This is a genomic window from Pseudomonas flexibilis (assembly GCF_000806415.1).
In the GTDB taxonomy this organism is placed as follows: domain Bacteria; phylum Pseudomonadota; class Gammaproteobacteria; order Pseudomonadales; family Pseudomonadaceae; genus Serpens; species Serpens flexibilis.
The window spans coordinates 665,268-687,426 of the sequence record NZ_JTAK01000001.1; the positions used below are offsets into that span (position 1 = coordinate 665,268).

Genomic DNA, 22,159 nt, shown 5'->3' on the forward strand with positions numbered 1-22,159 from the left:
TTCCGGCGTCTTTCATGGGGGTAGGGTGGACTTTTTACGGCATTCTTTTGGGGCTAGCCATTCGCCTTTAGTGGCGGCGCGTCGCGTTGTCATTAGTGGGCTAACTGTCTATACTCCGTAGCCGGCCGTCATGGGCATAGCGCCTGTGTTTTGGCGGTTGCACTCCATGTGGGTGGGTACCTGACCAGTGCACTTCCCAACAACAACGCCCTGCTTCCTGGGGCTCAAAGTGTGAAAAGAAGCCGTGAATAGCCAACGACCAGTAAACCTAGACCTTAGGACTATCAAGCTCCCTGTCACCGCTTACACGTCCATCCTTCACCGCATCTCCGGCGTGATCCTGTTCCTCGGGCTCGTCGTGCTCCTTTACGGGCTCGATATGTCCCTGGCGTCCGAGGAGAGCTTCGAAGAGCTGAAGGCGTGCCTGGCCAGTCCGCTGGCAAAGCTGGTGATCTGGGGTCTGCTGTCCGCTCTGCTGTACCACCTGGTGGCCGGGATTCGCCACCTGTTCATGGATGCCGGCGTCGGTGAGACGCTGGAGGGCGGCAAGCTCGGCTCGAAGATCGTCATTGCCGTTGCCGTAGTATTGATTGTCCTGGCTGGGGTGTGGGTATGGTAACCAACGTCACTAACTTTTCGCGCTCCGGCCTCTATGACTGGATGGCTCAGCGCGTCTCCGCGGTCGTGCTGGCTGCGTATTTCATTTTTCTGCTCGGCTTCGTGCTGCTCAATCCAGGCCTGACCTACGCCGACTGGCATGGTCTGTTCTCCCACAATGCGATGCGCATCTTCAGTCTGCTGGCGCTGCTGGCGACGGTGGTGCATGCCTGGGTCGGCATGTGGACCATCTCGACTGACTACCTGACGCCGATGGCTTTCGGTCGTTGGGCAACCGTGTTGCGCTTCTTCTTCCAGGCGGCCTGCGGCGTGCTGCAGTTTGTGCTGTTCGTCTGGGGCGTGCAGATTCTGTGGGGTATCTGATCCATGTCTAGCATTCGCACTCTTTCCTTCGACGCCATCATCGTCGGTGGCGGTGGCGCCGGCATGCGCGCCGCGCTGCAACTGGCCCAGGGTGGTCACAAGACTGCCGTGGTGACCAAGGTCTTCCCGACCCGTTCGCACACCGTGTCCGCCCAGGGCGGCATCACCTGCGCCATCGCTTCGGCCGACCCGAACGACGATTGGCGCTGGCACATGTACGACACCGTCAAGGGCTCCGACTACATCGGTGACCAGGACGCGATCGAGTACATGTGTTCCGTGGGGCCGGAGGCCGTGTTCGAGCTCGAGCACATGGGTCTGCCGTTCTCCCGCACCGAGCAGGGTCGCATCTACCAGCGCCCGTTCGGCGGCCAGTCCAAGGACTTCGGCAAGGGTGGTCAGGCAGCTCGTACCTGTGCCGCGGCTGACCGTACCGGTCACGCCCTGCTGCACACCCTGTACCAGGCCAACCTGAAGAACGGTACCTCGTTCCTGAACGAGTGGTACGCCGTGGACCTGGTGAAGAACCAGGACGGCGCCATCGTCGGCATCATCGCGATCTGCATCGAGACTGGCGAAACCGTCTACATCCGCTCCAAGGCCGTGGTCCTGGCTACTGGTGGCGCCGGCCGCATCTATGCGTCCACCACCAACGCCCTGATCAACACCGGCGACGGCGTGGGCATGGCCCTGCGTGCTGGTGTGCCGGTCCAGGATATCGAAATGTGGCAGTTCCACCCGACCGGTATCGCCGGTGCCGGCGTGCTGGTGACCGAAGGTTGCCGTGGCGAGGGTGGCTACCTGATCAACGCCCACGGCGAGCGCTTCATGGAGCGTTATGCTCCGAACGCCAAGGACCTGGCAGGTCGCGACGTGGTCGCCCGTTCCATGGTCAAGGAAGTCATCGCCGGCAACGGTGTTGGTCCGAACAAGGATCACGTGCTGCTGAAGCTGGACCACCTGGGCGAGGACGTGCTGCACAGCCGCCTGCCGGGTATCTGCGAACTGTCCAAGACCTTCGCGCATGTCGACCCGGTTGTTGCGCCGATTCCGGTTATCCCGACCTGCCACTACATGATGGGCGGCATTGCCACCAACATTCATGGCCAGGCCATCACCCAGGACGCCAACGGCAACGACAAGATCGTCGAAGGCCTGTTCGCTGTGGGTGAAGTGGCGTGCGTATCCGTACACGGTGCCAACCGACTGGGCGGCAACTCGCTGCTCGACCTGGTGGTGTTCGGTCGTGCCGCTGGTCTGCACCTGGAGAAGGCGCTGAAGGAAGGTGTCGAGGCGCGCAGCGCCAGCGAGACCGACATCGAGGCTTCCCTGAAGCGTCTGGCCGGCGTCAATGAGCGTACCTCCGGTGAGGAAGTGGCCCCGCTCAAGCGCGAGCTGCAGAGCTGCATGCAGAACTACTTCGGTGTATTCCGTACCGGCGAATACATGAAGAAGGGCATCGCCCAGCTGGCCGAGCTGCGCGAGCGCATCGCCACCGTCAAGATCAACGACAAGAGCCAGGCCTTCAACACCGCGCGCATCGAAGCGCTCGAGCTGCAGAACCTGCTCGAAGTGGCTGAAGCAACCGCCATCGCTGCCGATACCCGTACCGAGTCCCGTGGTGCCCACGCCCGCGAAGACTACGAAGAGCGCGACGACCAGAACTGGCTGTGCCATACCCTGTACTTCCCGGGCGAAAAACGCGTCGCCAAGCGCGCCGTCAACTTCGCACCGAAGACTGTGCCGGCGTTCGAGCCGAAAGTACGTACTTACTAAGGGTGATGTGAATGTCTCTGCCCAAGACTTTGCAAGTAAGCGTTTACCGCTACAACCCGGAGCGCGATGCGTCTCCCTACATGCAGGACTTCAACGTCGAGATCGACGGCAAGGATCTGATGGTCCTGGACGTGCTGGCGCTGATCAAGGAACAGGACGAAGGTTTTTCCTACCGTCGCTCCTGCCGTGAAGGCGTTTGCGGTTCCGACGGCATGAACATCAGCGGCAAGAACGGCCTGGCCTGTATCACCCCGCTGTCCAGCGTGGTGAAGAACGGCAAGCTGGTGATCCGCCCGCTGCCGGGTCTGCCGGTCATCCGTGACCTGGCCGTCGATATGAGCATCTTCTACAAGCAATACGAGAAGGTGCAGCCGTACCTGCAGAACAACACGCCGGCTCCGGCCATCGAACGTCTGCAGAGCCCGGAAGACCGCGAGAAGCTGGATGGCTTGTACGAATGCATTCTGTGCGCGTGCTGCTCGACCAGCTGCCCGTCCTTCTGGTGGAACCCGGACAAGTTCCTGGGCCCGGCAGCGCTGCTGCAGGCCTATCGTTTCCTGGCCGATAGCCGTGACACGATGACCGAACAGCGTCTGGCGGCCATGGATGACCCGTTCAGCGTCTTCCGTTGCCGCGGCATCATGAACTGCGTGAACGTATGTCCCAAGGGTCTGAACCCGACCAAGGCCATCGGTCACATCCGTAACATGCTGCTGCAAAGCGGTACCTGATCCCTCGGGATCGTACCCAGGCTGTACCTCTACGCTGTCGGCTAACCCCGGCAGCGTAGTTTTAAGCGGGTCCGGAGCTCACAAAGCACTGGACCCTTCCTGAAAAGTAAATGATGGCTATCAGGGGCATCCGGTAAAAACCCGGTCTATCTGCGGGGTCCCGTAGTGGCTTAACCAGTTGCTCAGGCACGCCGTGCTGCGGTTTCCACGCCGATGGTGTTCCCTTATCGAGGGTGACCAAGCATGCAAGAAAGCGTAATGCAGCGCATGTGGAACAGTGCCCACCTTTCCGGTGGTAACGCTGCCTATGTCGAGGAGCTGTATGAGCTCTATCTGCACGACCCCAACGCTGTGCCCGAAGAGTGGCGCACCTATTTCCAGAAGCTGCCCAACGATGGCGGCAACACGACTGACGTTCCGCATTCGCCCATTCGCGATCACTTCGTCCTGCTTGCCAAGAACCAGCGCCGCGCGCAGCCCGCTTCTGCCGCCAGCGTGAGCAGCGAGCACGAGAAGAAGCAAGTCCAGGTATTGCGCCTGATCCAGGCCTTCCGCGCCCGTGGCCATCAGGCCGCCAAGCTCGACCCGCTGGGTCTGTGGCAGCGCCAGGTGCCGGCCGATCTCACCATTCAGAACTACGGCCTGACCGACGCCGATCTGGATACCACCTTCCAGACGGGCGAGCTGTTCATTGGCAAGGAAGCGGCAACTCTGCGCGAGATTGTCCAGTCCCTGCAAGATACCTATTGCCGCACCATCGGCGCCGAGTTCAACCACATCACTGACTCCGAGCAGCGCAAGTGGTTCGCCCAGCGTCTGGAGAGCGTGCGTGGTCGCCCCACCTACTCGCGTGATGCGCAGGCTCATCTGTTGGAGCGCCTGACTGCAGCCGAAGGTCTGGAGAAGTACCTGGGCACCAAGTACCCGGGCACCAAGCGCTTCGGCCTGGAAGGCGGCGAAAGCCTGATCCCGATGGTCGACGAGATCATCCAGCGTTCCGGCTCCTACGGCATGAAGGAAATCGTCATCGGCATGGCCCACCGCGGCCGTCTGAACATGCTGGTGAACACCTTCGGCAAGAACCCGCGCGACCTGTTCGACGAGTTCGAAGGCAAGAAGGTCGAGGGTCTGTCCTCCGGCGACGTGAAGTACCATCAGGGCTTCTCGTCCAACGTCACCACCCCGGGTGGCGAACTGCACCTGGCCATGGCCTTCAACCCGTCGCACCTGGAAATCGTCTCCCCGGTGGTCGAGGGCTCCGTGCGTGCCCGCCAGGACCGTCGTCTCGATCCGAATGGCGACAAGGTTCTCCCTGTCTCCATCCACGGTGACGCGGCCTTCGCCGGCCAGGGCGTGGTGATGGAAACCTTCCAGATGTCGCAGATCCGCGGCTTCAAGACTGGCGGTACCATCCACATCGTCATCAACAACCAGGTCGGCTTCACCACCAGCAACCCGCTGGATGCGCGCTCCACCGAGTACGCTACCGACGTGGCCAAGATGATCGAGGCGCCGATCCTGCACGTGAACGGCGATGATCCGGAAGCCGTCCTGTTCGTCACCCAGCTGGCCGTCGACTACCGCATGCAGTTCAAGCGTGACGTGGTGCTCGACCTGGTCTGCTATCGCCGTCGTGGCCACAACGAGGCCGACGAGCCGAGCGGCACCCAGCCGCTGATGTACCAGCAGATTGCCAAGCAGCGCACCACCCGTGAGCTGTATGCCGATGCCCTGATCAAGGCCGGTGCACAAACCAACGAAGACGTGCAGGCCAAGATCGACGAGTACCGCACCGCCCTGGACAATGGCCAGCACGTGGTGAAGAGCCTGGTCAAGGAGCCGAACCCCGACCTGTTCGTGGACTGGACTCCCTACCTGGGCCATGCCTGGACCGCTCGCCACGATACCCGTGTACCGCTGGACAAGCTGCGCGAGATTGCCGCTGGCCTGACCCGTATTCCGGAAGGCTTCGTGGTACAGCGCCAGGTTGGCAAGGTCTACGAAGACCGCCAGAAGATGACCGCCGGCGCCATGCCGATCAACTGGGGCTATGCGGAAACCCTGGCCTACGCCACGCTGCTGCATGACGGCCACCCGGTGCGCATGACCGGCCAGGACGTCGGCCGCGGCACCTTCTCGCATCGCCATGCCGCGCTGCACAGCCAGAAGGACGCAACCACTTACATCCCGCTGAAGAACCTGTTCGAGGGTCAGCCGCGTTTCGACCTGTACGACTCCTTCCTGTCGGAGGAAGCCGTCCTGGCCTTCGAATACGGCTATGCCACCACCACGCCCAACGCGCTGGTGATCTGGGAAGCCCAGTTCGGCGACTTCGCCAACGGTGCCCAGGTAGTGTTCGACCAGTTCATTTCCAGCGGCGAGACCAAGTGGGGCCGCCTGTGCGGTCTGACCGTCCTGCTGCCGCACGGTTATGAAGGCCAGGGTCCGGAGCACAGCTCCGCGCGTCTGGAGCGTTACCTGCAGCTGTGCGCCGAGCACAACATCCAGGTCTGCGTGCCGACCACCCCGGCACAGGTCTACCACATGCTGCGTCGCCAGGTGGTTCGCCCGCTGCGCAAGCCGCTGATTGCCCTGACGCCCAAGTCGCTGCTGCGCCACCCGCTGGCCATCTCGACCCTGGAAGATCTGGCCGAAGGCTCCTTCCAGACCGTGATCCCGGAAGTGGACGCCGTCGATCCGGCCAAGGTCGAGCGCCTGATCATGTGTTCGGGCAAGGTCTATTACGACCTGCTGACCAAGCGCCGCAACGAAGGCCGCGACGACACCATCATCGTGCGCATCGAGCAGCTGTACCCGTTCCCGGAAGAGGATCTGGCCGAGATCATCGCGCCCTACAAGAACCTCAAGAAGGTGATCTGGTGTCAGGAAGAACCGATGAACCAGGGCGCCTGGTACTGCTCGCAGCACCACATGCGTCGTGTCGCCAGCGCGCATCAGAAGGGCCTGTTCCTGGAGTACGCCGGCCGCGAGGCCTCCGCTTCTCCGGCCTGCGGCTACCCGTCGATGCATGCCGAGCAGCAGGAAAAACTGCTGCATGACGCCTTCAATATCTAACCCACGTTCTCGAACGTAGTATCGGAAAGACAGGAATTCATCACATGGCTATTGAGATCAAAGCCCCCGCCTTCCCGGAATCGGTTGCCGACGGCACCGTTGCCACCTGGCACAAGAAGCCGGGCGAAGCCGTAAAGCGCGACGAACTGATCGTCGACATCGAAACCGACAAGGTTGTTATGGAAGTGCTGGCCGAAGCCGATGGCGTGGTCGGTGAAATCATCAAGGGCGAGGGCGAGACCGTTCTCTCCGGCGAAGTGCTGGGCACCCTGAACGCTGGCGCCGTGGCCGCCGCTCCGGCTCCGGCCGCTGCTGCTGCCCCGGCAGCCGCCGCCGCTCCGGCCGCTGCTGCCGAAGACAAGATCCTGTCTCCGGCCGCCCGCAAGATCGCCGACGAAGCCGGCGTCGACCGTAACAGCATCGAAGGCACCGGCAAGGGTGGTCGCGTGACCAAGGAAGACGCCGTTGCTGCCGCTTCCGGCAAGCCGGCCGCCGCTCCGGCTGCCAAGACTGCCGCTCCGGCTGCCGACGCTCCGGTCTTCGCTGCCGGCGACCGCGTCGAGAAGCGCGTGCCGATGACCCGTCTGCGCGCCAAGGTGGCCCAGCGTCTGGTCGAGGCCCAGTCCTCCATGGCAATGCTGACGACCTACAACGAAGTCAACATGAAGCCGATCATGGACCTGCGCGCCAAGTACAAGGACCTGTTCGAGAAGAAGCACAATGGCGTGCGTCTGGGCTTCATGTCCTTCTTCGTCAAGGCGGCTGTCGAGGCGCTGAAGCGCCAGCCGGTGGTCAATGCTTCCATCGACGGTAACGACATCGTCTACCACGGCTACCAGGACATCGGCGTGGCCGTGTCCAGCGACCGTGGCCTGGTGGTACCGGTGCTGCGCAACGCCGAGTTCATGAGCCTGGCGGAAATCGAAGGCGGCATCGCTGCCTACGGCCGCAAGGCGAAGGAAGGCAAGCTGACCATCGAGGAAATGACCGGTGGCACCTTCACCATCTCCAACGGTGGTGTGTTCGGTTCGCTGCTCTCCAGCCCGATCGTCAACCCGCCGCAGTCCGCCATCCTCGGCATGCACAAGATCCAGGAGCGCCCGATGGCCGTGAACGGCCAGGTGGTGATTCTGCCGATGATGTACCTGGCGCTGTCCTACGACCACCGCCTGCTGGATGGCAAGGAAGCGGTCACCTTCCTGGTCACCCTCAAGGATCTGCTGGAAGACCCGGCGCGCCTGCTGCTGGACATCTGATCGACGTGTGATTCGCGTCAGGCAGAACCCGGCATGTCCGGGCTCTGCCGTTTGTGGACTTCGCAATTTTCGAAGAGGAAACCCTATGAGCCAGAAATTCGACGTCGTGGTGATCGGTGCCGGCCCCGGCGGCTATGTCGCTGCCATCCGCGCGGCCCAACTGGGCAAGAAGACCGCCATCATCGAGAAGTACACCGGCAAGGACGGCAAGCTGGCCCTGGGCGGCACCTGCCTGAACGTCGGCTGCATCCCCTCCAAGGCGCTGCTGGACAGCTCCTACAAGTTCCATGAAGCCCACGAGAGCTTCAAGCTGCACGGCATCAGCACCGGTGACGTGAAGATGGACGTGCCGACCATGGTCGGCCGCAAGGACCAGATCGTCAAAAACCTCACCGGCGGTGTCTCCGCGCTGATGAAGGCCAATGGCGTGACCGTGTTCGAAGGCCACGGCAAGCTGCTGGCCGGCAAGCAGGTGGAAGTCACCAAAACCGACGGCAGCGTTGAAGTGCTGGCCGCCGAGAACGTGATCCTGGCCTCCGGTTCCAAGCCGGTCGAGATTCCGCCGGCTCCGGTCGATCAGAAGGTCATCGTCGACTCCACCGGCGCCCTGGACTTCCAGAACGTTCCCGGCAAGCTGGGCGTCATCGGCGCCGGCGTGATCGGTCTCGAGCTGGGTTCGGTCTGGGCCCGCCTGGGCAGCCAGGTCACCGTGCTGGAAGCCATGGACAAGTTCCTGGCCGCCGCCGACGAGCAGATCGCCAAGGAAGCCCAGAAGATCCTCACCAAGCAGGGTCTGGACATCCGTCTGGGCGCGCGCGTCACCGGCACCGAGGTCAAGGGCGAGCAAGTGGTCGTCACCTTCAGCGATGCCAATGGCGAACAGCAGCTGACCTTCGACAAGCTGATCGTAGCGGTCGGCCGCCGTCCGGTGACCACCAACCTGCTGGCCGCCGACAGCGGCGTGACCATGGACGAGCGCGGCTTCATCTTCGTCGATGACTTCTGTGCCACCAGCGTTCCGGGCGTCTACGCCATCGGCGACGTGGTGCGCGGCGCTATGCTGGCCCACAAGGCCTCGGAAGAGGGCGTGATGGTTGCCGAGCGCATTGCCGGTCACAAGACCCAGATGAACTACGACCTGATCCCGGGCGTCATCTACACCCATCCGGAAATCGCATGGGTCGGCAAGACCGAGCAGTCCCTGAAGGCCGAAGGCGTGGAGATCAACGTGGGTGTTGCCCCGTTCGCCGCCAGCGGTCGCGCCATGGCTGCCAACGAAACCGCCGGTTTCGTCAAGGTCATTGCCGATGCCAAAACCGATCGCGTGCTGGGCGTCCACGTCGTGGGCCCGAGCGCTGCCGAGCTGGTTCAGCAGGGCGCCATCGCCATGGAATTCGGCACCAGTGCCGAGGACCTGGGCATGATGGTGTTCGCGCACCCGACGCTGTCCGAATCGCTTCATGAAGCGGCCTTGGCTGTGAATGGTCATGCCATCCACGTTGCCAACCGCAAGAAGCGCTAAGGGAGCCCGGCAGGTGGCTTGAACTTTTGCGAGGGGGGAGGGCTCACCTGCCGTATAGGAGGCGTGTCCGTGAGGACACGCCTATTGCCAATAGCAAAAACTAGAAACGGTAGAGAAGCATGAATCTTCACGAGTATCAGGGTAAGCAGCTCTTCGCTGAATACGGCCTGCCCGTCTCCATCGGCCATGCTGTAGACACCCCGCAACAGGCCGCAGAAGCCTGCAAGGAGATCGGTGGCGATGCATGGGTCGTCAAGGCCCAGGTGCATGCCGGCGGGCGAGGAAAGGCCGGCGGTGTAAAGCTGGTTCGCAATCCAGAGGAGGCGCGGGAGTTCGCAACCCACTGGCTGGGCAAGCGCCTGGTGACCTACCAGACCGATGCCAATGGCCAACCGGTCAGCAAGATCCTGGTCGAGGCCTGCACCGACATCGACAAGGAGCTGTATCTCGGCGCCGTGGTCGATCGTTCCAGTCGACGCATCGTCTTCATGGCGTCCACCGAGGGTGGTGTGGAGATCGAGAAGGTCGCCCACGATACCCCCGAGAAGATTCTCAAGGCCACCATCGACCCGCTGGTGGGCCCGCAGCCCTACCAGGGCCGCAGCCTGGCGTTCCAGCTGGGCCTGCAGGGTGAGCAGATCAAGCAATTCACCCACATCTTCATGGGCCTGGCGCGCCTGTTCAAGGACTACGACCTGGCCCTGCTCGAAGTCAATCCGCTGGTCATCAAGAAGGACGGCAATCTGCATTGCCTGGATGCCAAGGTGAACATTGACGGCAACGCGCTGTATCGCCAGTCCAAGCTGCGCGCCATGCATGACCCGTCCCAGGATGATCCCCGCGAGGCCCACGCGGCACGCTGGGAGCTCAATTACGTGGCCCTCGATGGCAACATTGGTTGCATGGTCAACGGCGCGGGCCTGGCCATGGGCACCATGGACATCATCAATCTGCACGGTGGCAAGCCGGCCAACTTCCTCGACGTGGGCGGCGGCGCGACCAAGGAACGCGTGACCGAAGCGTTCAAGATCATTCTCTCCGACAGCAACGTGAAGGCCGTGCTGGTGAACATCTTCGGCGGCATCGTGCGCTGCGACATGATTGCCGAGGGCATCATGGGCGCCGTGCGTGAAGTCGGCGTCAAGGTACCCGTGGTGGTGCGCCTGGAGGGCAACAATGCCCAGCTCGGCGCCAAGATGCTGGCCGAAAGCGGCCTGAACATCATCCCGGCAACCAGTCTGACCGAGGCCGCCCAGCAGGTGGTCAAGGCTGCGGAGAGCAACCAATGAGCATTCTGATCAACAAGGACACCAAGGTCATCTGCCAGGGCTTCACCGGCTCGCAGGGTACGTTCCACAGCGAACAGGCCATCGAATACGGCACGAAAATGGTGGGCGGCGTGACGCCGGGCAAGGGCGGCACCATGCACCTGGGCCTGCCGGTCTTCAACTCGGTTGCCGAGGCCGTGCAAGCCACCGGTGCGGATGCCTCCGTTATCTACGTGCCGGCGCCGTTCTGCAAGGACTCCATCCTCGAAGCGGCATTCGGCGGCATCAAGCTGATCGTCTGCATCACCGAAGGCATTCCGACCCTGGACATGCTGGAAGTGAAGATCAAGTGCGACGAGCTGGGCGTGCGTCTGATCGGCCCGAACTGCCCGGGCGTGATCACCCCCGGCGAGTGCAAGATCGGTATCCAACCCGGCTATATCCATATGCCGGGCAAGGTCGGCATCGTGTCCCGCTCCGGCACCCTGACCTATGAAGCGGTGAAGCAGACCACCGACGCCGGCTTCGGCCAGTCCACCTGCGTGGGCATCGGCGGCGACCCGATCCCCGGTTCCAGCTTCGTCGACATCCTCCAGTTGTTCCAGGAAGACCCGCAGACCGAAGCCATCGTGATGATCGGCGAGATCGGCGGCAGCGCCGAGGAGGAAGCGGCGGCCTTCATCAAGGCCAACGTCACCAAGCCGGTTGTGTCCTACATCGCCGGCGTGACCGCGCCGCCTGGCAAGCGCATGGGCCATGCCGGTGCGATCATTTCCGGTGGCAAGGGCACGGCGGAAGAGAAGTTCGCCGCGCTGCAGGACGCCGGCGTGAAAACCGTGCGCTCCCTGGCCGATATCGGCAAGGCGCTGGCGGAAGTCACCGGCTGGCAGGTCAAGCGGGCCTGAGCCCCGGCGTGCAAGCAAAGGCCACCGCAAGGTGGCCTTTGTGTTTGCGCATGGCACCGGATGTCCATCAGAAGGTGCAGAAATGACCGTAAATCGTTAGGCTTTGCATCTTTTTGAACGTCCTCTTCAAAAGAGAGCGTCGTTCTGGCCCGCAGCCAGTTTCCCTTACCCCGGGAAGCCACGACATAACATTCTTTTGCAGTGGTGTTACTTCCCATGACCCGTCTGAAAGGTTCCGACCTGGTTGCCCTTGGTTTCATGACCTTCGCGCTGTTCCTCGGCGCCGGCAACATCATCTTCCCCGCAAGCGCCGGCATGGCCTCGGGCGACAATATCTGGCCCGTGGCACTGGGCTTCCTGCTCACCGGCGTCGGCCTGCCGCTGCTGACCATCGTGGCCCTGGCCCGGGTCGGTGGTGGTATGCCGAGCCTGACCGGGCCACTTGGCAAGGTAGCCGGTACCGTGCTGGCCGTGGCCGTCTACCTGTCCATCGGGCCGCTGTTCGCCACGCCGCGTACCGCGGTGGTGTCGTTCGAGATCGGTGTCGCGCCCTTCACCGGTAACAGTGACTGGGCGTTGTTCATCTATTCCCTGGTGTTCTTCGGACTGGTGCTGTTCCTGGTGCTCAACCCCGGACGGTTGATCGACCGGGTTGGCAAGATCATCACCCCGGTGCTGCTGCTGGCCCTGGTGTTGCTGGGTGCCGCCGCGATCTTCGCGCCGGCCGGCCCGGTGGGGGGCACTGCCGTGGAGTACCGCGATGTGCCCCTGTTGCAGGGCTTCCTGCAGGGCTACCTGACCATGGACGCCCTGGGCGCGCTGGTGTTCGGCATCGTGATCGCCACCGCGATCCGCGATCGCGGTGTGACTAGTCCGAGTCTGGTGACCCGCTATTCCATCATTGCGGTGATCATCGCCGCGGTTGGCCTGGCGCTGGTCTACCTGGCGCTGTTCTACCTGGGCGCCACCAGCCAGAGCGTGGCGGGTGAAGCAAGCAATGGCGGGCAGATCCTCACTGCCTACGTGCAGCACACCTTCGGTACTCCCGGCCTGCTGCTGCTGGCCGCGGTGATCATCCTCGCCTGTCTGACCACCGCGGTGGGCCTGCTCACCGCCTGCGGCGAATTCTTCGGCGAGCTGCTGCACACGTCCTATCGCAACGTGGCCGTGGGCTTCACGCTGTTCAGCCTGCTGGTGGCCAACCAGGGGCTCGACCAGCTGATTCGCATCTCGGTGCCGGTGCTGGTGGGCCTGTATCCGCTGGCCATCGTGCTGGTACTGCTGAGCCTGGCCGACAGGCTGTGGCGCGAGCCGCACCGGGTGTTCCGCCCGGTGATGGCGGTCGCCCTGGTCTTCGGTCTGGCGGACGGCCTGCTGGCCAGCGCCTTCAAGGATGTGGTGCCCCCGTTCTTCACCACCTTGCCCTGGGCGGCGCAAAGCATGGGCTGGGTACTGCCCGTGCTGGTGGTGCTGCTGATCAGTGTGGTCATTGATCGCCTGCTGCCGGCTCGACAGTAGTGGCGTAAAGGCATTAGCGGAGAGGACAAGCCGGGTATAATCGCCCGGCTCTGAAGGGAACGTGCCTATGACCTTGACCGACGATTATCTGCGCCAGTTGGTGGCAGCCCTCTGGTTCGTCTTCTGCTGGCTGGGCTACACGCGCTACGCGATCTGGAAGGGCCGGGACACGCCGTGCCTGGCCAGCGTCATGGCCCTGTACCGCGAGGACTGGATGCGGCGCATGCTGCAGCGCGACAACCGCATCGCCGATGCCAGCGTGATCGGCAACCTGGAACGCAATGCCTCGTTCTTCGCCTCCAGCACGCTGATCATCCTGGCCGGTATCGTCACTGCGCTGGGGGCTTCCGACCGTGCGGTATCGCTGCTGGCCGAGCTGCCCTTCATCGAACCGGTCGGCCGGGGCATGTCCGAGCTCAAGCTGTTGTTGCTGGCCATGGTGTTCGTCTACGCCTTCTTCACGTTCAGCTGGTGCATGCGCCAGTACAACTTTGCCGCCGTGCTGCTGGGCTCGGCGCCGCTGCTGGCCGAACGCAACGTCAGCGATCAGGAGCGCAACATCTTCGCCAAGCGCGCCGCCAAGCTGCTGTCGAGCGCCGGCAACCAGTTCAACCTGGGCCTGCGGGCGTACTATTTTGGCCTGGCGGCGCTGTCCTGGTTCATCCATCCGTGGGTGTTCATGGTCGTGACCGCCGGTGTGGTGCTGGTTCTGTACCATCGCGAATTCCACTCCCGGGTACTCAAGGTGCTGACCCATACCCCCGCTCCGATTGCCGCCCCCTCAGCCCAACAGGAGCCCCGCGAGCCCGATTTCCATTGACCCGGGCGGCCTGATGCCGCCCGTTCTGCACCTTGCGAGCCATAACCATGAACAAGAATCCACTCGTGCAGCGCGCCGAACGCTTCCTTTCTGCCCTGCGGCACTGCCAGGTGCTGGGCATGCAGGTGGAAGCGGCCGACAAAAAGGGCCTGACGCTACGCCTGCCATACAGCGAGAAGATCGTCGGCAATCCGGAAACCGGCGGTATCCATGGCGGCGCCATCACCACCCTGATGGACACCACCTGCGGAATTTCCACCGTGTGTTTCCTGCCCGATTTCGAGGTCTGCCCGACCCTGGACCTGCGCATCGACTACATGCACCCGGCCGATCCGCACAAGGACGTCTATGGCTTTGCCGAATGCTATCGGGTGACGCCGACGGTGATCTTCACCCGTGGCGTGGCCTATCAGGATGATCCCGCGCAACCGATCGCCCACGCGGTGGGCACCTTCATGCGCCTGGGGTCCGGCGCGCACATCAAGAGCGGTTTCCCGGAGGGCAAGGCATGAACCGGCAGGCGTTCAACGCACTCTTGAGCGAGGCGCATACCCGCAACGACTACAGCGCCCTGATCGATCTGGTTCCCTATGCACGGCTGATCGGCATCGAATGCCTGCGTCTGGGGGATGACATGGTGTTCCGCCTGCCGGCCCAGGCCGACAACATCGGTAACCCGGTACTGCCGGCGCTGCACGGCGGGGTGATCGCCGGATTCATGGAACATGCCGCACTGCTGCACCTGCTGATGTTCATGGGCAGCGCGCATTTGCCGAAAACCATCGACTTCTCGGTGGATTACCTCAGGGCCGGTCACTATCGTGACACCTTCGCTCAATGCCAGGTGTGGCGACAGGGCCGTCGTGTGGCCAACGTGGCCATCACCGCCTGGCAGACCACGCAAACCGAGCCCATCGCCACCGCGCGCGCGCACTTCAAGGTCGACGAGTCCTGATCGATCGTTCCGCGTCCGGTGGCCTGCCCGGACGAGGAACACCCGATGGATGCCTTGCTGATTCTCGGCGGCTGCTTCGTGCTGGTCGGCAGTTTCTTCTGGCTGGCCCTGCGCGCCTTTGCGCGGGGGGCCGGCTGGGGGCTGCTGTGCCTGCTACCGCCGTTGACCCTGCTTTATCTGTTTCGCCACGGCCGGGAGGCGCGTGCGCCCCTGCTGTGCGCGCTGCTTGCCGCCATGCCGTTGGGTTTCGGCCTGCTCGGACTGGCGGAGCAGGACCCCAATCGCTTGCGCGCCCTGCTGAACCTGGAATGGCTGGAGCCCGTGCGCAATCCCTGGCAGCCGGACATCCGCCTGCGCGGTCGCCTGTGGGGCGAACCTTTCGCGCCGGTGGAAGGCGAGTTCATCGATGGCCGGTTGCGACTGAGTCAGGGTTCGGCAAGCTTCGACTGGCGCGAGTTGGTGATCCACCTGGGCGAGTTTTCCGGTTCGCAACTGACGCTGGACATCCTGCCGCAGGACGATGACGTCCCGACCATCGAGCTGGTGCGCCAGTTGGGCGGCAATCCGTTACCCGAGGCGTTGCGCCTGGAGCGCGGCTACAGCATGCATCTGCAGTTGCAACGCCAGGCGCCCAACCGGCTGGTGGGCAACCTCCACCTGGGCTTGCCGAGTGCGCACAGGACCTGGGTGTCCGGCCCCATCGAAGTCTTCACCGACCGGTTGCGCTACCGCGAAGGCCGGGTGGATACCCGTTTCGACTCGGTGCAGACCCTGCAGGTCGTCATCGAAGACTACCTGCAGCGCCGCTTTCCGCAGCACCGCGTTGAGGCGGTGCAATTGCCGGACATCGACTGGAACAGCCGGCCGCTGGAACTGCGTGTCCAGGCGCGCATCGGCAACCGGGCGCTGATCGTGCCCTTGCTACTGCTCAAGGACGAACAGATGGGCTGGGGCGTGCCGGGCGACCGTTATCCGCCGCGCGGCGCGTCCGATCAGGAGGCTGATGCCGCCAAGCCCTTGAAATCATGAGCCTCGTCCCCCATCTGCTGGGACACCCCGTCGCGCAAGCGGCCCGTACCCAACACCTGGAGAGTTGAAGACGATGAGTGTGGAAACTCAAAAAGAAACCCTGGGCTTCCAGACCGAGGTGAAGCAGCTGCTGCACCTGATGATCCATTCCCTGTACTCCAACAAGGAAATCTTCCTGCGCGAGCTGATCTCCAACGCTTCCGACGCCGCCGACAAGCTGCGTTTCGAGGCGCTGGCCAAGCCGGAGCTGCTCGAAGGCGGCGCCGAGCTGAAGATCCGTGTCAGCTTCGACAAGGACGCCAAGACCCTCACCGTCGAAGACAACGGCATCGGCCTGAGCCGTGAGGATGCCATTACCCACCTGGGTACCATCGCCAAGTCCGGCACCGCCGAATTCCTCAAGAATCTCACCGGCGACCAGAAGAAGGATTCCCGCCTGATCGGCCAGTTCGGCGTGGGCTTCTATTCCGCATTCATCGTCGCCGACAAGGTGGACGTGTTCAGCCGCCGCGCCGGCCTGCCGGCCGCCGAGGGCGTGCACTGGTCGTCGAAGGGCGAGGGCGAGTTCGAAGTGGCCACCGTGGAGAAGGCCGAGCGCGGCACGCGTATCGTGTTGCACCTGAAGAGCGGTGAGGAAGAGTTCGCCGACGGCTGGCGCCTGCGCAACATCATCAAGAAATACTCCGACCACGTGGCGCTGCCCATCGAACTGCCGAAGGAGCATTACGGGGAAGAGAAGGACAAGCCGGCGGAACCCGAGTGGGAGACCGTCAACCGCGCCAGCGCCCTGTGGACCCGGCCGCGCAGCGAGATCAAGGACGAGGAATACACCGAGTTCTACAAGCACGTCGGTCACGACTTCGAAGACCCGCTGGCCTGGAGCCACAACAAGGTCGAGGGCAAGCTGGAATACACCTCGCTGCTCTACGTGCCGGGCCGCGCGCCGTTCGACCTGTACCACCGCGAAGCACCCAAGGGCCTGAAACTCTATGTGCAGCGCGTGTTCATCATGGATCAGGCCGACCAGTTCCTGCCGCTGTACCTGCGCTTCATCAAGGGCGTGGTGGATTCCAATGACCTGTCCCTGAACGTTTCCCGCGAAATCCTGCAGTCGGGCCCGGTCATCGACTCCATGAAGTCGGCGCTGACCAAGCGCGCCCTGGACATGCTGGAAAAGCTCGCCAAGGACAAGCCCGAGGACTACAAGACCTTCTGGAAACAGTTTGGCCAGGTGCTCAAGGAAGGCCCCGCCGAGGACTTCGCCAACAAGGAGAAGATCGCCGGCCTGCTGCGTTTCAGCTCCACCCACGACGCCAGCGGCGAACAGTCCGTGTCGCTTGCCGACTACCTGGGTCGCCTGAAGGAAGGTCAGGACAAGCTTTATTTCCTCACCGGCGAGAGCTACGGCCAGGTCAAGAACAGCCCGCACCTGGAAGTGTTCCGCAAGAAGGGCGTGGAAGTGCTGCTGCTCACTGATCGCATCGACGAGTGGCTGATGAGCTACCTGACCGAGTTCGACGGCAAGCAGTTCGTCGACGTGGCGCGCGGTGACCTGGACCTCGGCAAGCTGGACACCGAGGAGGACAAGAAGGCCCAGGAAGAAGTCGCCAAGACCAAGGAACAGCTGGTCGAGCGCTTGAAGAAGGTGTTGGAGGCGGAGGTCGCCGAGGTGCGCGTGTCGCACCGTCTGACGGAATCGCCGGCGATTCTCGCCATCGGCGAGCAGGACCTGGGCCTGCAGATGCGCCAGATCCTCGAGGCCAGCGGCCAGAAGGTGCCGGAGAGCAAGCCGATCTTCGAGATCAATCCGCAGCACCCGCTGATCGAGAAGCTGGATGCGGAAGCCGACGAAGACCGCTTCGCCGACCTCAGCCACATCCTGTTCGACCAGGCCGCCCTGGCCGCCGGCGACAGCCTGAAGGACCCGGCCGGCTACGTGCAGCGCCTGAACAAGCTGCTGCTGGAGCTGAGCGCCTGAGCGTTGCGCTGAAATCACAAAGGGCCACCTCGGTGGCCCTTTGTGTTTACGCCGCAGTCTTAGGGCGGTCGGCGCATGTCCGGCCGCCGTTGGGCCACGGCCCCGTGGCCATGGTGGACAAGGAAAACGTTGTCCACCCTACGTTTGCCCGGCCCGCGACACCTTAGCAGCCGTAGGGTGATCGGCGCACTTCCGGCCGCCGTTGGGCCATGGCACCGTGGTCATGGTGGACAAAAACATTGTCCACCCCCACGTGCATCACGCCAGCGCCGTGCTTACCTTGGTGCCATTCAGCAGGGTTTCCATCACCGGGCAGCGGCGTTCCACTTCTTCCAGAAAGGCCTGCTTGCGCGCCTGATCCAGTTCCGGCGCGTCGATGTCGACCTTCAGGCGGATCTCCTGGAAGCCCACCCGGGCGTCGGTCTCGCGGCCGAGCAGGCCGCTGGGGTCGTAGTCGGCCTCCACCTCGAATGTCATGGCGTTGATGGCGAGCTTCTGCTGATGGGCGACGATGCGCCCGATACTGCCGAAGCAGCCGGCCACGGTGGCGATCATCACCTCCAGCGGGCTGGCGCCCAGGTCTGCTCCGCCGGCGGTCTTGGGCTGGTCCATGATGACGTGGTGGCTGCCACACTGGATGTCGATGGTCATGCCGGCCTGCATGTGGCCGCTGGCTTTGATGGTCTTGAGCGCCATGCGCGAACTACCTCATGAAAAGATAAAAAAGCCTGGGAAGGCTAGGGGTGGTTTGGCGCTTCGTCCTTGATGCGCATCAATACCCCTTGGGGTATCAATCGAAGGCCAGCATGCTACGACGTTTGGTCTCGGGATGAAACAGGCGCGCCCGCGGAAATGAAAAAGCCCGGGCATTGGCCCGGGCTCTGGGGGTATCGCGGACCGGATCAGTCCTCGATGGCACCCATGGCGGTGGTGTTGAAACCGCCGTCGACATACATGATTTCGCCGCTGATGCCGGACGCCAGGTCCGAGCACAGGAAGGCGGCGGCATTGCCGACTTCCTCGATGGTCACGTTGCGACGCAGGGGGGTCTGCTTCTCGTTGGCGGCGAGCATCTTGCGGAAGCTCTTGATGCCAGACGCGGCCAGGGTACGGATCGGGCCGGCGGACACGGCGTTCACGCGGGTGCCTTCCGGGCCGAGGCTGCCGGCCAGGTAGCGCACGCCGGCTTCCAGGCTGGCCTTGGCCATGCCCATCACGTTGTAGTTGGGCATGGTGCGCTCGGCGCCCAGGTAGGTGAGGGTCAGCAGGCTGCCGTTGCGGCCCTTCATCATCGGGCGGCCAGCCTTGGCCAGGGCGACGAAGCTGTAGGCGCTGATGTCGTGGGCGATCTTGAAGCCTTCGCGGGTGGTGACTTCGGTGAAGTCGCCGTCCAACTGGTCACCGGGGGCGAAGCCGACGGAGTGGACGATGCAGTCCAGGCCGTCCCACTTCTTGGCCAGCTCTTCGAAGACCTTGGCGATGTCCTCGTCCTTGGCGACGTCGCAGGGGAAGCACAGGTCGGCGCTGGAGCCCCAGCCGGCGGCGAAGTCTTCCACGCGGCCCTTGAGCTTGTCGTTCTGGTAGGTGAAAGCCAGTTCTGCACCTTCGCGGTACATGGCTTCGGCGATGCCCGAGGCAATCGACAGCTTGCTGGCGACACCGACGATCAGTACGCGCTTACCGGCGAGAAAACCCATGTTCTATTCCTCTTGCTTGGTTGGTTGGCGTTGCCGGGGCCATGAAGGCCGCTTCCAGCAACTGCCGGGTATAAGGGTGTTGTGGGTCGGCGAATACCTGCCGCGCCTCGCCTTGCTCGACGACCTGTCCCTGTTTCATCACCAGCAGGTGATGAGAGAGGGCCCTGACCACCGCCAGATCATGGCTGATGAACAGGTAAGTCAGGTTGTGCCGGGCCTGCAAGTTGCGCAGCAGCTCGACGACCTGGCGCTGTACCGTGCGGTCGAGCGCCGAGGTGGGCTCGTCCAGCAGGATCAGCGCCGGCTTCAACACCAGTGCCCGGGCAATGGCGATACGCTGCCGTTGCCCGCCGGAAAACTCGTGGGGATAGCGGTGCCGGGCATCCGGGTCCAGACCTACCTCCGTGAGCGCGTCGATGATGGCCTGTTCCTGCTCCTCGGCGCTGCCGAGACGGTGAATGCGCAGCCCCTCGCCGACGATCTCGCCCACCGACATGCGCGGGCTGAGACTGCCGTAAGGGTCCTGGAAGACCACCTGCATCTGGCGGCGCAAGGGCCGCACCTGCTGCTGGCTGAGGCCTTCCAGGGCCTGGTCCTGGAAACAGATGCCGCCCTGACTGCTGATCAGGCGCAGGATGGCCATTCCCAGCGTGGACTTGCCGGAACCGCTTTCCCCCACGATGCCCAGGGTTTGCCCTTGCAGCAGGGAGAAGTCGATGCCGTCCACGGCCTTCACATGATCGACCGTGCGCCGCAGCAGCCCCTTCCTGATGGGGAACCACACACGCAGGTCGTTCACTTGCAGAATCGGCTGGCCGACGGGGTTGTCCGCCGGCTCGCCGCTGGGTTCTGCGCCGAGCAGTTCCTGGCTATAGGGATGCTGCGGAGCGCGGAACAATTCCTCACACGACGCCTGTTCGACGATGCGTCCGCGCTGCATGACACATACGCGGTGGGCGATTCTGCGCACCAGGTTGAGGTCGTGGCTGATGATCAGCAGTGACATGCCCAAACGGGCCTGCAAGTCCTGGAGAAGTTCGAGGATCTTGAGCTGAACGGTGACATCCAGCGCGGTCGTGGGTTCGTCGGCGATCAGCAGCTCTGGCTCGTTGGCCAGGGCCATGGCAATCATCACGCGCTGGCGCTGGCCGCCGGACAGCTCATGGGGATAGGCCTTGAGGCGCTTGGCCGGCTCGGGAATGCCCACCAGATCCAGCAGTTCAAGGGTGCGCGCGGTGGCGGCGCTGCCGCTCAGCCCCTTGTGCAGGCCCAGGACTTCGTTGATCTGCTTTTCCACCGTATGCAGGGGGTTGAGCGAGGTCATCGGTTCCTGGAAGACCATGGCGATGCGGTTGCCGCGGATGCCGCGCAGGGTCTTCTCGTTCGCCTGCAGCAGGTCCTGGCCCTGGTAATGAACGCTGCCGGCCGGATGGCGGGCCAGCGGGTAGGGCAGCAGGCGCAGGATGGAATGCGCAGTGACGGACTTGCCCGAGCCGCTTTCGCCCACCAGCGCCAGGGTCTCGCCCTTGCGGATGTCGAAGCTGACGCCTTCCACCACGCGCTGCGTCTGGTCGCCGGTGACGAACTCGACGGCCAGGTCGCGGATTTCGATCAGGTTGTCGCTCATCTCACTTCCTCGGGTCGAAGGCATCGCGGGCGGCTTCGCCGATGAACACCAGCAGGCTCAGCATGATCGCCAGCACGCTGAACGCGGCGATGCCCAGCCAGGGCGCCTGCAGGTTGGATTTGGCCTGGGCCACCAGTTCGCCCAGCGAGGGAGAGCCGGCGGGGAGGCCGAAGCCGAGGAAATCCAGGGCGGTCAGGGTGCCGATGGCCCCGGTCAAAATGAACGGCATGAAGGTCATGGTGGAGACCATGGCGTTGGGCAGGATGTGACGGAACATGATGGCGCCGTTCTGCATGCCTAGCGCCCGGGCGGCGCGCACGTACTCCAGGTTGCGGCCGCGCAGGAACTCGGCACGCACCACGTCCACCAGGCTCATCCAGGAGAACAGCAGCATGATGCCCAGCAGCCACCAGAAGTTCGGCTGCACGAAGCTGGCCAGGATGATCAGCAGGTAGAGCACCGGCAACCCCGACCAGATCTCCAGGAAGCGCTGCCCGGCCAGGTCCACCCAGCCGCCGTAGAAACCCTGCACGGCGCCGGCGATGACGCCGATTAGCGAGCTGAGCAGGGTCAACGTCAGGGCGAACAGCACCGACACGCGGAAGCCATAGATGATCCGCGCCAGCACGTCGCGGCCCTGGTCATCGGTGCCTAGCCAGTTCTGGATGGAGGGCGGGGCGGGGGCCGGGACGTCCAGATCGTAGTTGATGCTGGCGTAATCGAAGGGAATCGGCGGCCAGAGCATCCAGCCGCCTTTCTCTTCAATGAGCTGGCGCACATAAGGGCTCTTGTAGTTGGCCTCCAGCGGGAATTCGCCGCCAAAGGTGGTCTCCGGGTAGCGCTTGAACACCGGGGAGTACCACTGTCCGTCGTAGCTGACGATCAGTGGCTTGTGGTTGGCGATCAGTTCGGCGCCCAGGCTGAGCACGAACAGCGCAAGGAACAGCCACAGCGACCACCAGCCACGCTTGTTGGCCTTGAAGCGCTCGAAGCGACGTCGATTGAGCGGGGACAGTTTCAT

The 22,159-nt window shown here is 63.5% G+C and carries 19 protein-coding genes; 15 read left to right on the forward strand and 4 right to left on the reverse strand.

All coding sequences use genetic code 11. From position 1 onward, the window contains the following. Positions 1–244: 244 nt before the first annotated feature. From sdhC to htpG, 15 genes are all read left to right on the forward strand, one after another. Positions 245–619: a succinate dehydrogenase, cytochrome b556 subunit gene (sdhC, locus tag PT85_RS03200; protein WP_027590093.1), complete on the forward strand. Its 375-nt coding sequence runs from the start codon at positions 245–247 to the stop codon at positions 617–619. After that, positions 613–981, forward strand: coding sequence for a succinate dehydrogenase, hydrophobic membrane anchor protein (gene sdhD / locus PT85_RS03205; protein WP_027590092.1), 369 nt, complete (start codon positions 613–615; stop codon positions 979–981). The genes sdhC and sdhD overlap by 7 nt, the downstream gene beginning before the upstream one ends. Positions 982–984: 3 nt before the next feature. Next, positions 985–2,757, forward strand: coding sequence for a succinate dehydrogenase flavoprotein subunit (sdhA, locus tag PT85_RS03210; RefSeq protein WP_027590091.1), 1,773 nt, complete (start codon positions 985–987; stop codon positions 2,755–2,757). An 11-nt stretch (positions 2,758–2,768) separates the two neighbouring features. Next, complete coding sequence (locus PT85_RS03215; RefSeq protein ID WP_037008717.1) at positions 2,769–3,488, forward strand: succinate dehydrogenase iron-sulfur subunit; 720 nt, start codon at positions 2,769–2,771, stop codon at positions 3,486–3,488. A gap of 243 nt (positions 3,489–3,731) precedes the next feature. Then, entirely contained in the window at positions 3,732–6,563 is a 2,832-nt protein-coding gene (locus tag PT85_RS03220; protein WP_039605893.1) for a 2-oxoglutarate dehydrogenase E1 component, read from the forward strand. A 44-nt stretch (positions 6,564–6,607) separates the two neighbouring features. Beyond that, on the forward strand, positions 6,608–7,819 hold the full coding sequence (gene odhB / locus PT85_RS03225; protein ID WP_027590088.1) for a 2-oxoglutarate dehydrogenase complex dihydrolipoyllysine-residue succinyltransferase: 1,212 nt from the start codon (positions 6,608–6,610) through the stop codon (positions 7,817–7,819). 85 nt (positions 7,820–7,904) lie between these two features. Continuing rightward, entirely contained in the window at positions 7,905–9,341 is a 1,437-nt protein-coding gene (gene lpdA, locus PT85_RS03230) for a dihydrolipoyl dehydrogenase (protein WP_027590087.1), read from the forward strand. Between the two features lie 119 nt (positions 9,342–9,460). Next, a complete protein-coding gene (sucC, locus tag PT85_RS03235; RefSeq protein ID WP_027590086.1) occupies positions 9,461–10,630 on the forward strand; it encodes an ADP-forming succinate--CoA ligase subunit beta in 1,170 nt (389 codons plus the stop codon). After that, entirely contained in the window at positions 10,627–11,514 is an 888-nt protein-coding gene (sucD, locus tag PT85_RS03240; RefSeq protein WP_039605894.1) for a succinate--CoA ligase subunit alpha, read from the forward strand. The genes sucC and sucD overlap by 4 nt, the downstream gene beginning before the upstream one ends. Before the next feature lie 216 nt (positions 11,515–11,730). Then, positions 11,731–13,032, forward strand: a complete 1,302-nt coding sequence (gene brnQ / locus PT85_RS03245; RefSeq protein WP_027590084.1) for a branched-chain amino acid transport system II carrier protein — start codon at positions 11,731–11,733, stop codon at positions 13,030–13,032. A gap of 67 nt (positions 13,033–13,099) precedes the next feature. Further along, complete coding sequence (locus PT85_RS03250) at positions 13,100–13,852, forward strand: DUF599 domain-containing protein (RefSeq protein ID WP_027590083.1); 753 nt, start codon at positions 13,100–13,102, stop codon at positions 13,850–13,852. A 47-nt stretch (positions 13,853–13,899) separates the two neighbouring features. After that, positions 13,900–14,364 (forward strand): PaaI family thioesterase, encoded by a 465-nt coding sequence (locus PT85_RS03255; RefSeq protein WP_027590082.1) that lies wholly within the window; start codon positions 13,900–13,902, stop codon positions 14,362–14,364. Next, positions 14,361–14,807 carry a PaaI family thioesterase gene (locus PT85_RS03260; RefSeq protein WP_027590081.1) on the forward strand — a complete coding sequence of 149 codons (447 nt, stop codon included), beginning with the start codon at positions 14,361–14,363 and terminating at the stop codon, positions 14,805–14,807. Before PT85_RS03255 ends, PT85_RS03260 begins: the two co-directional genes overlap by 4 nt. Before the next feature lie 45 nt (positions 14,808–14,852). Next, the gene (locus PT85_RS03265; protein WP_052237589.1) at positions 14,853–15,836 is read left to right on the forward strand and encodes a hypothetical protein; all 984 of its coding nucleotides are present in this window, start codon (positions 14,853–14,855) and stop codon (positions 15,834–15,836) included. A 73-nt stretch (positions 15,837–15,909) separates the two neighbouring features. Then, a complete protein-coding gene (gene htpG / locus PT85_RS03270) occupies positions 15,910–17,814 on the forward strand; it encodes a molecular chaperone HtpG (protein WP_027590080.1) in 1,905 nt (634 codons plus the stop codon). 258 nt (positions 17,815–18,072) lie between these two features. On the opposite strand, the gene PT85_RS03275 is transcribed toward htpG, so the two are convergent. The 4 genes from PT85_RS03275 to PT85_RS03290 form a co-directional block, all read right to left on the reverse strand. Beyond that, complete coding sequence (locus PT85_RS03275; protein ID WP_027590079.1) at positions 18,073–18,510, reverse strand: OsmC family protein; 438 nt, start codon at positions 18,508–18,510, stop codon at positions 18,073–18,075. 206 nt (positions 18,511–18,716) lie between these two features. After that, complete coding sequence (fabI, locus tag PT85_RS03280) at positions 18,717–19,511, reverse strand: enoyl-ACP reductase FabI (protein ID WP_027590078.1); 795 nt, start codon at positions 19,509–19,511, stop codon at positions 18,717–18,719. Next, positions 19,492–21,138: an ABC transporter ATP-binding protein gene (locus PT85_RS03285; protein ID WP_027590077.1), complete on the reverse strand. Its 1,647-nt coding sequence runs from the start codon at positions 21,136–21,138 to the stop codon at positions 19,492–19,494. The genes fabI and PT85_RS03285 overlap by 20 nt, the downstream gene beginning before the upstream one ends. A 1-nt stretch (position 21,139) precedes the next feature. Next, a complete protein-coding gene (locus tag PT85_RS03290; RefSeq protein WP_027590076.1) occupies positions 21,140–22,159 on the reverse strand; it encodes an ABC transporter permease in 1,020 nt (339 codons plus the stop codon).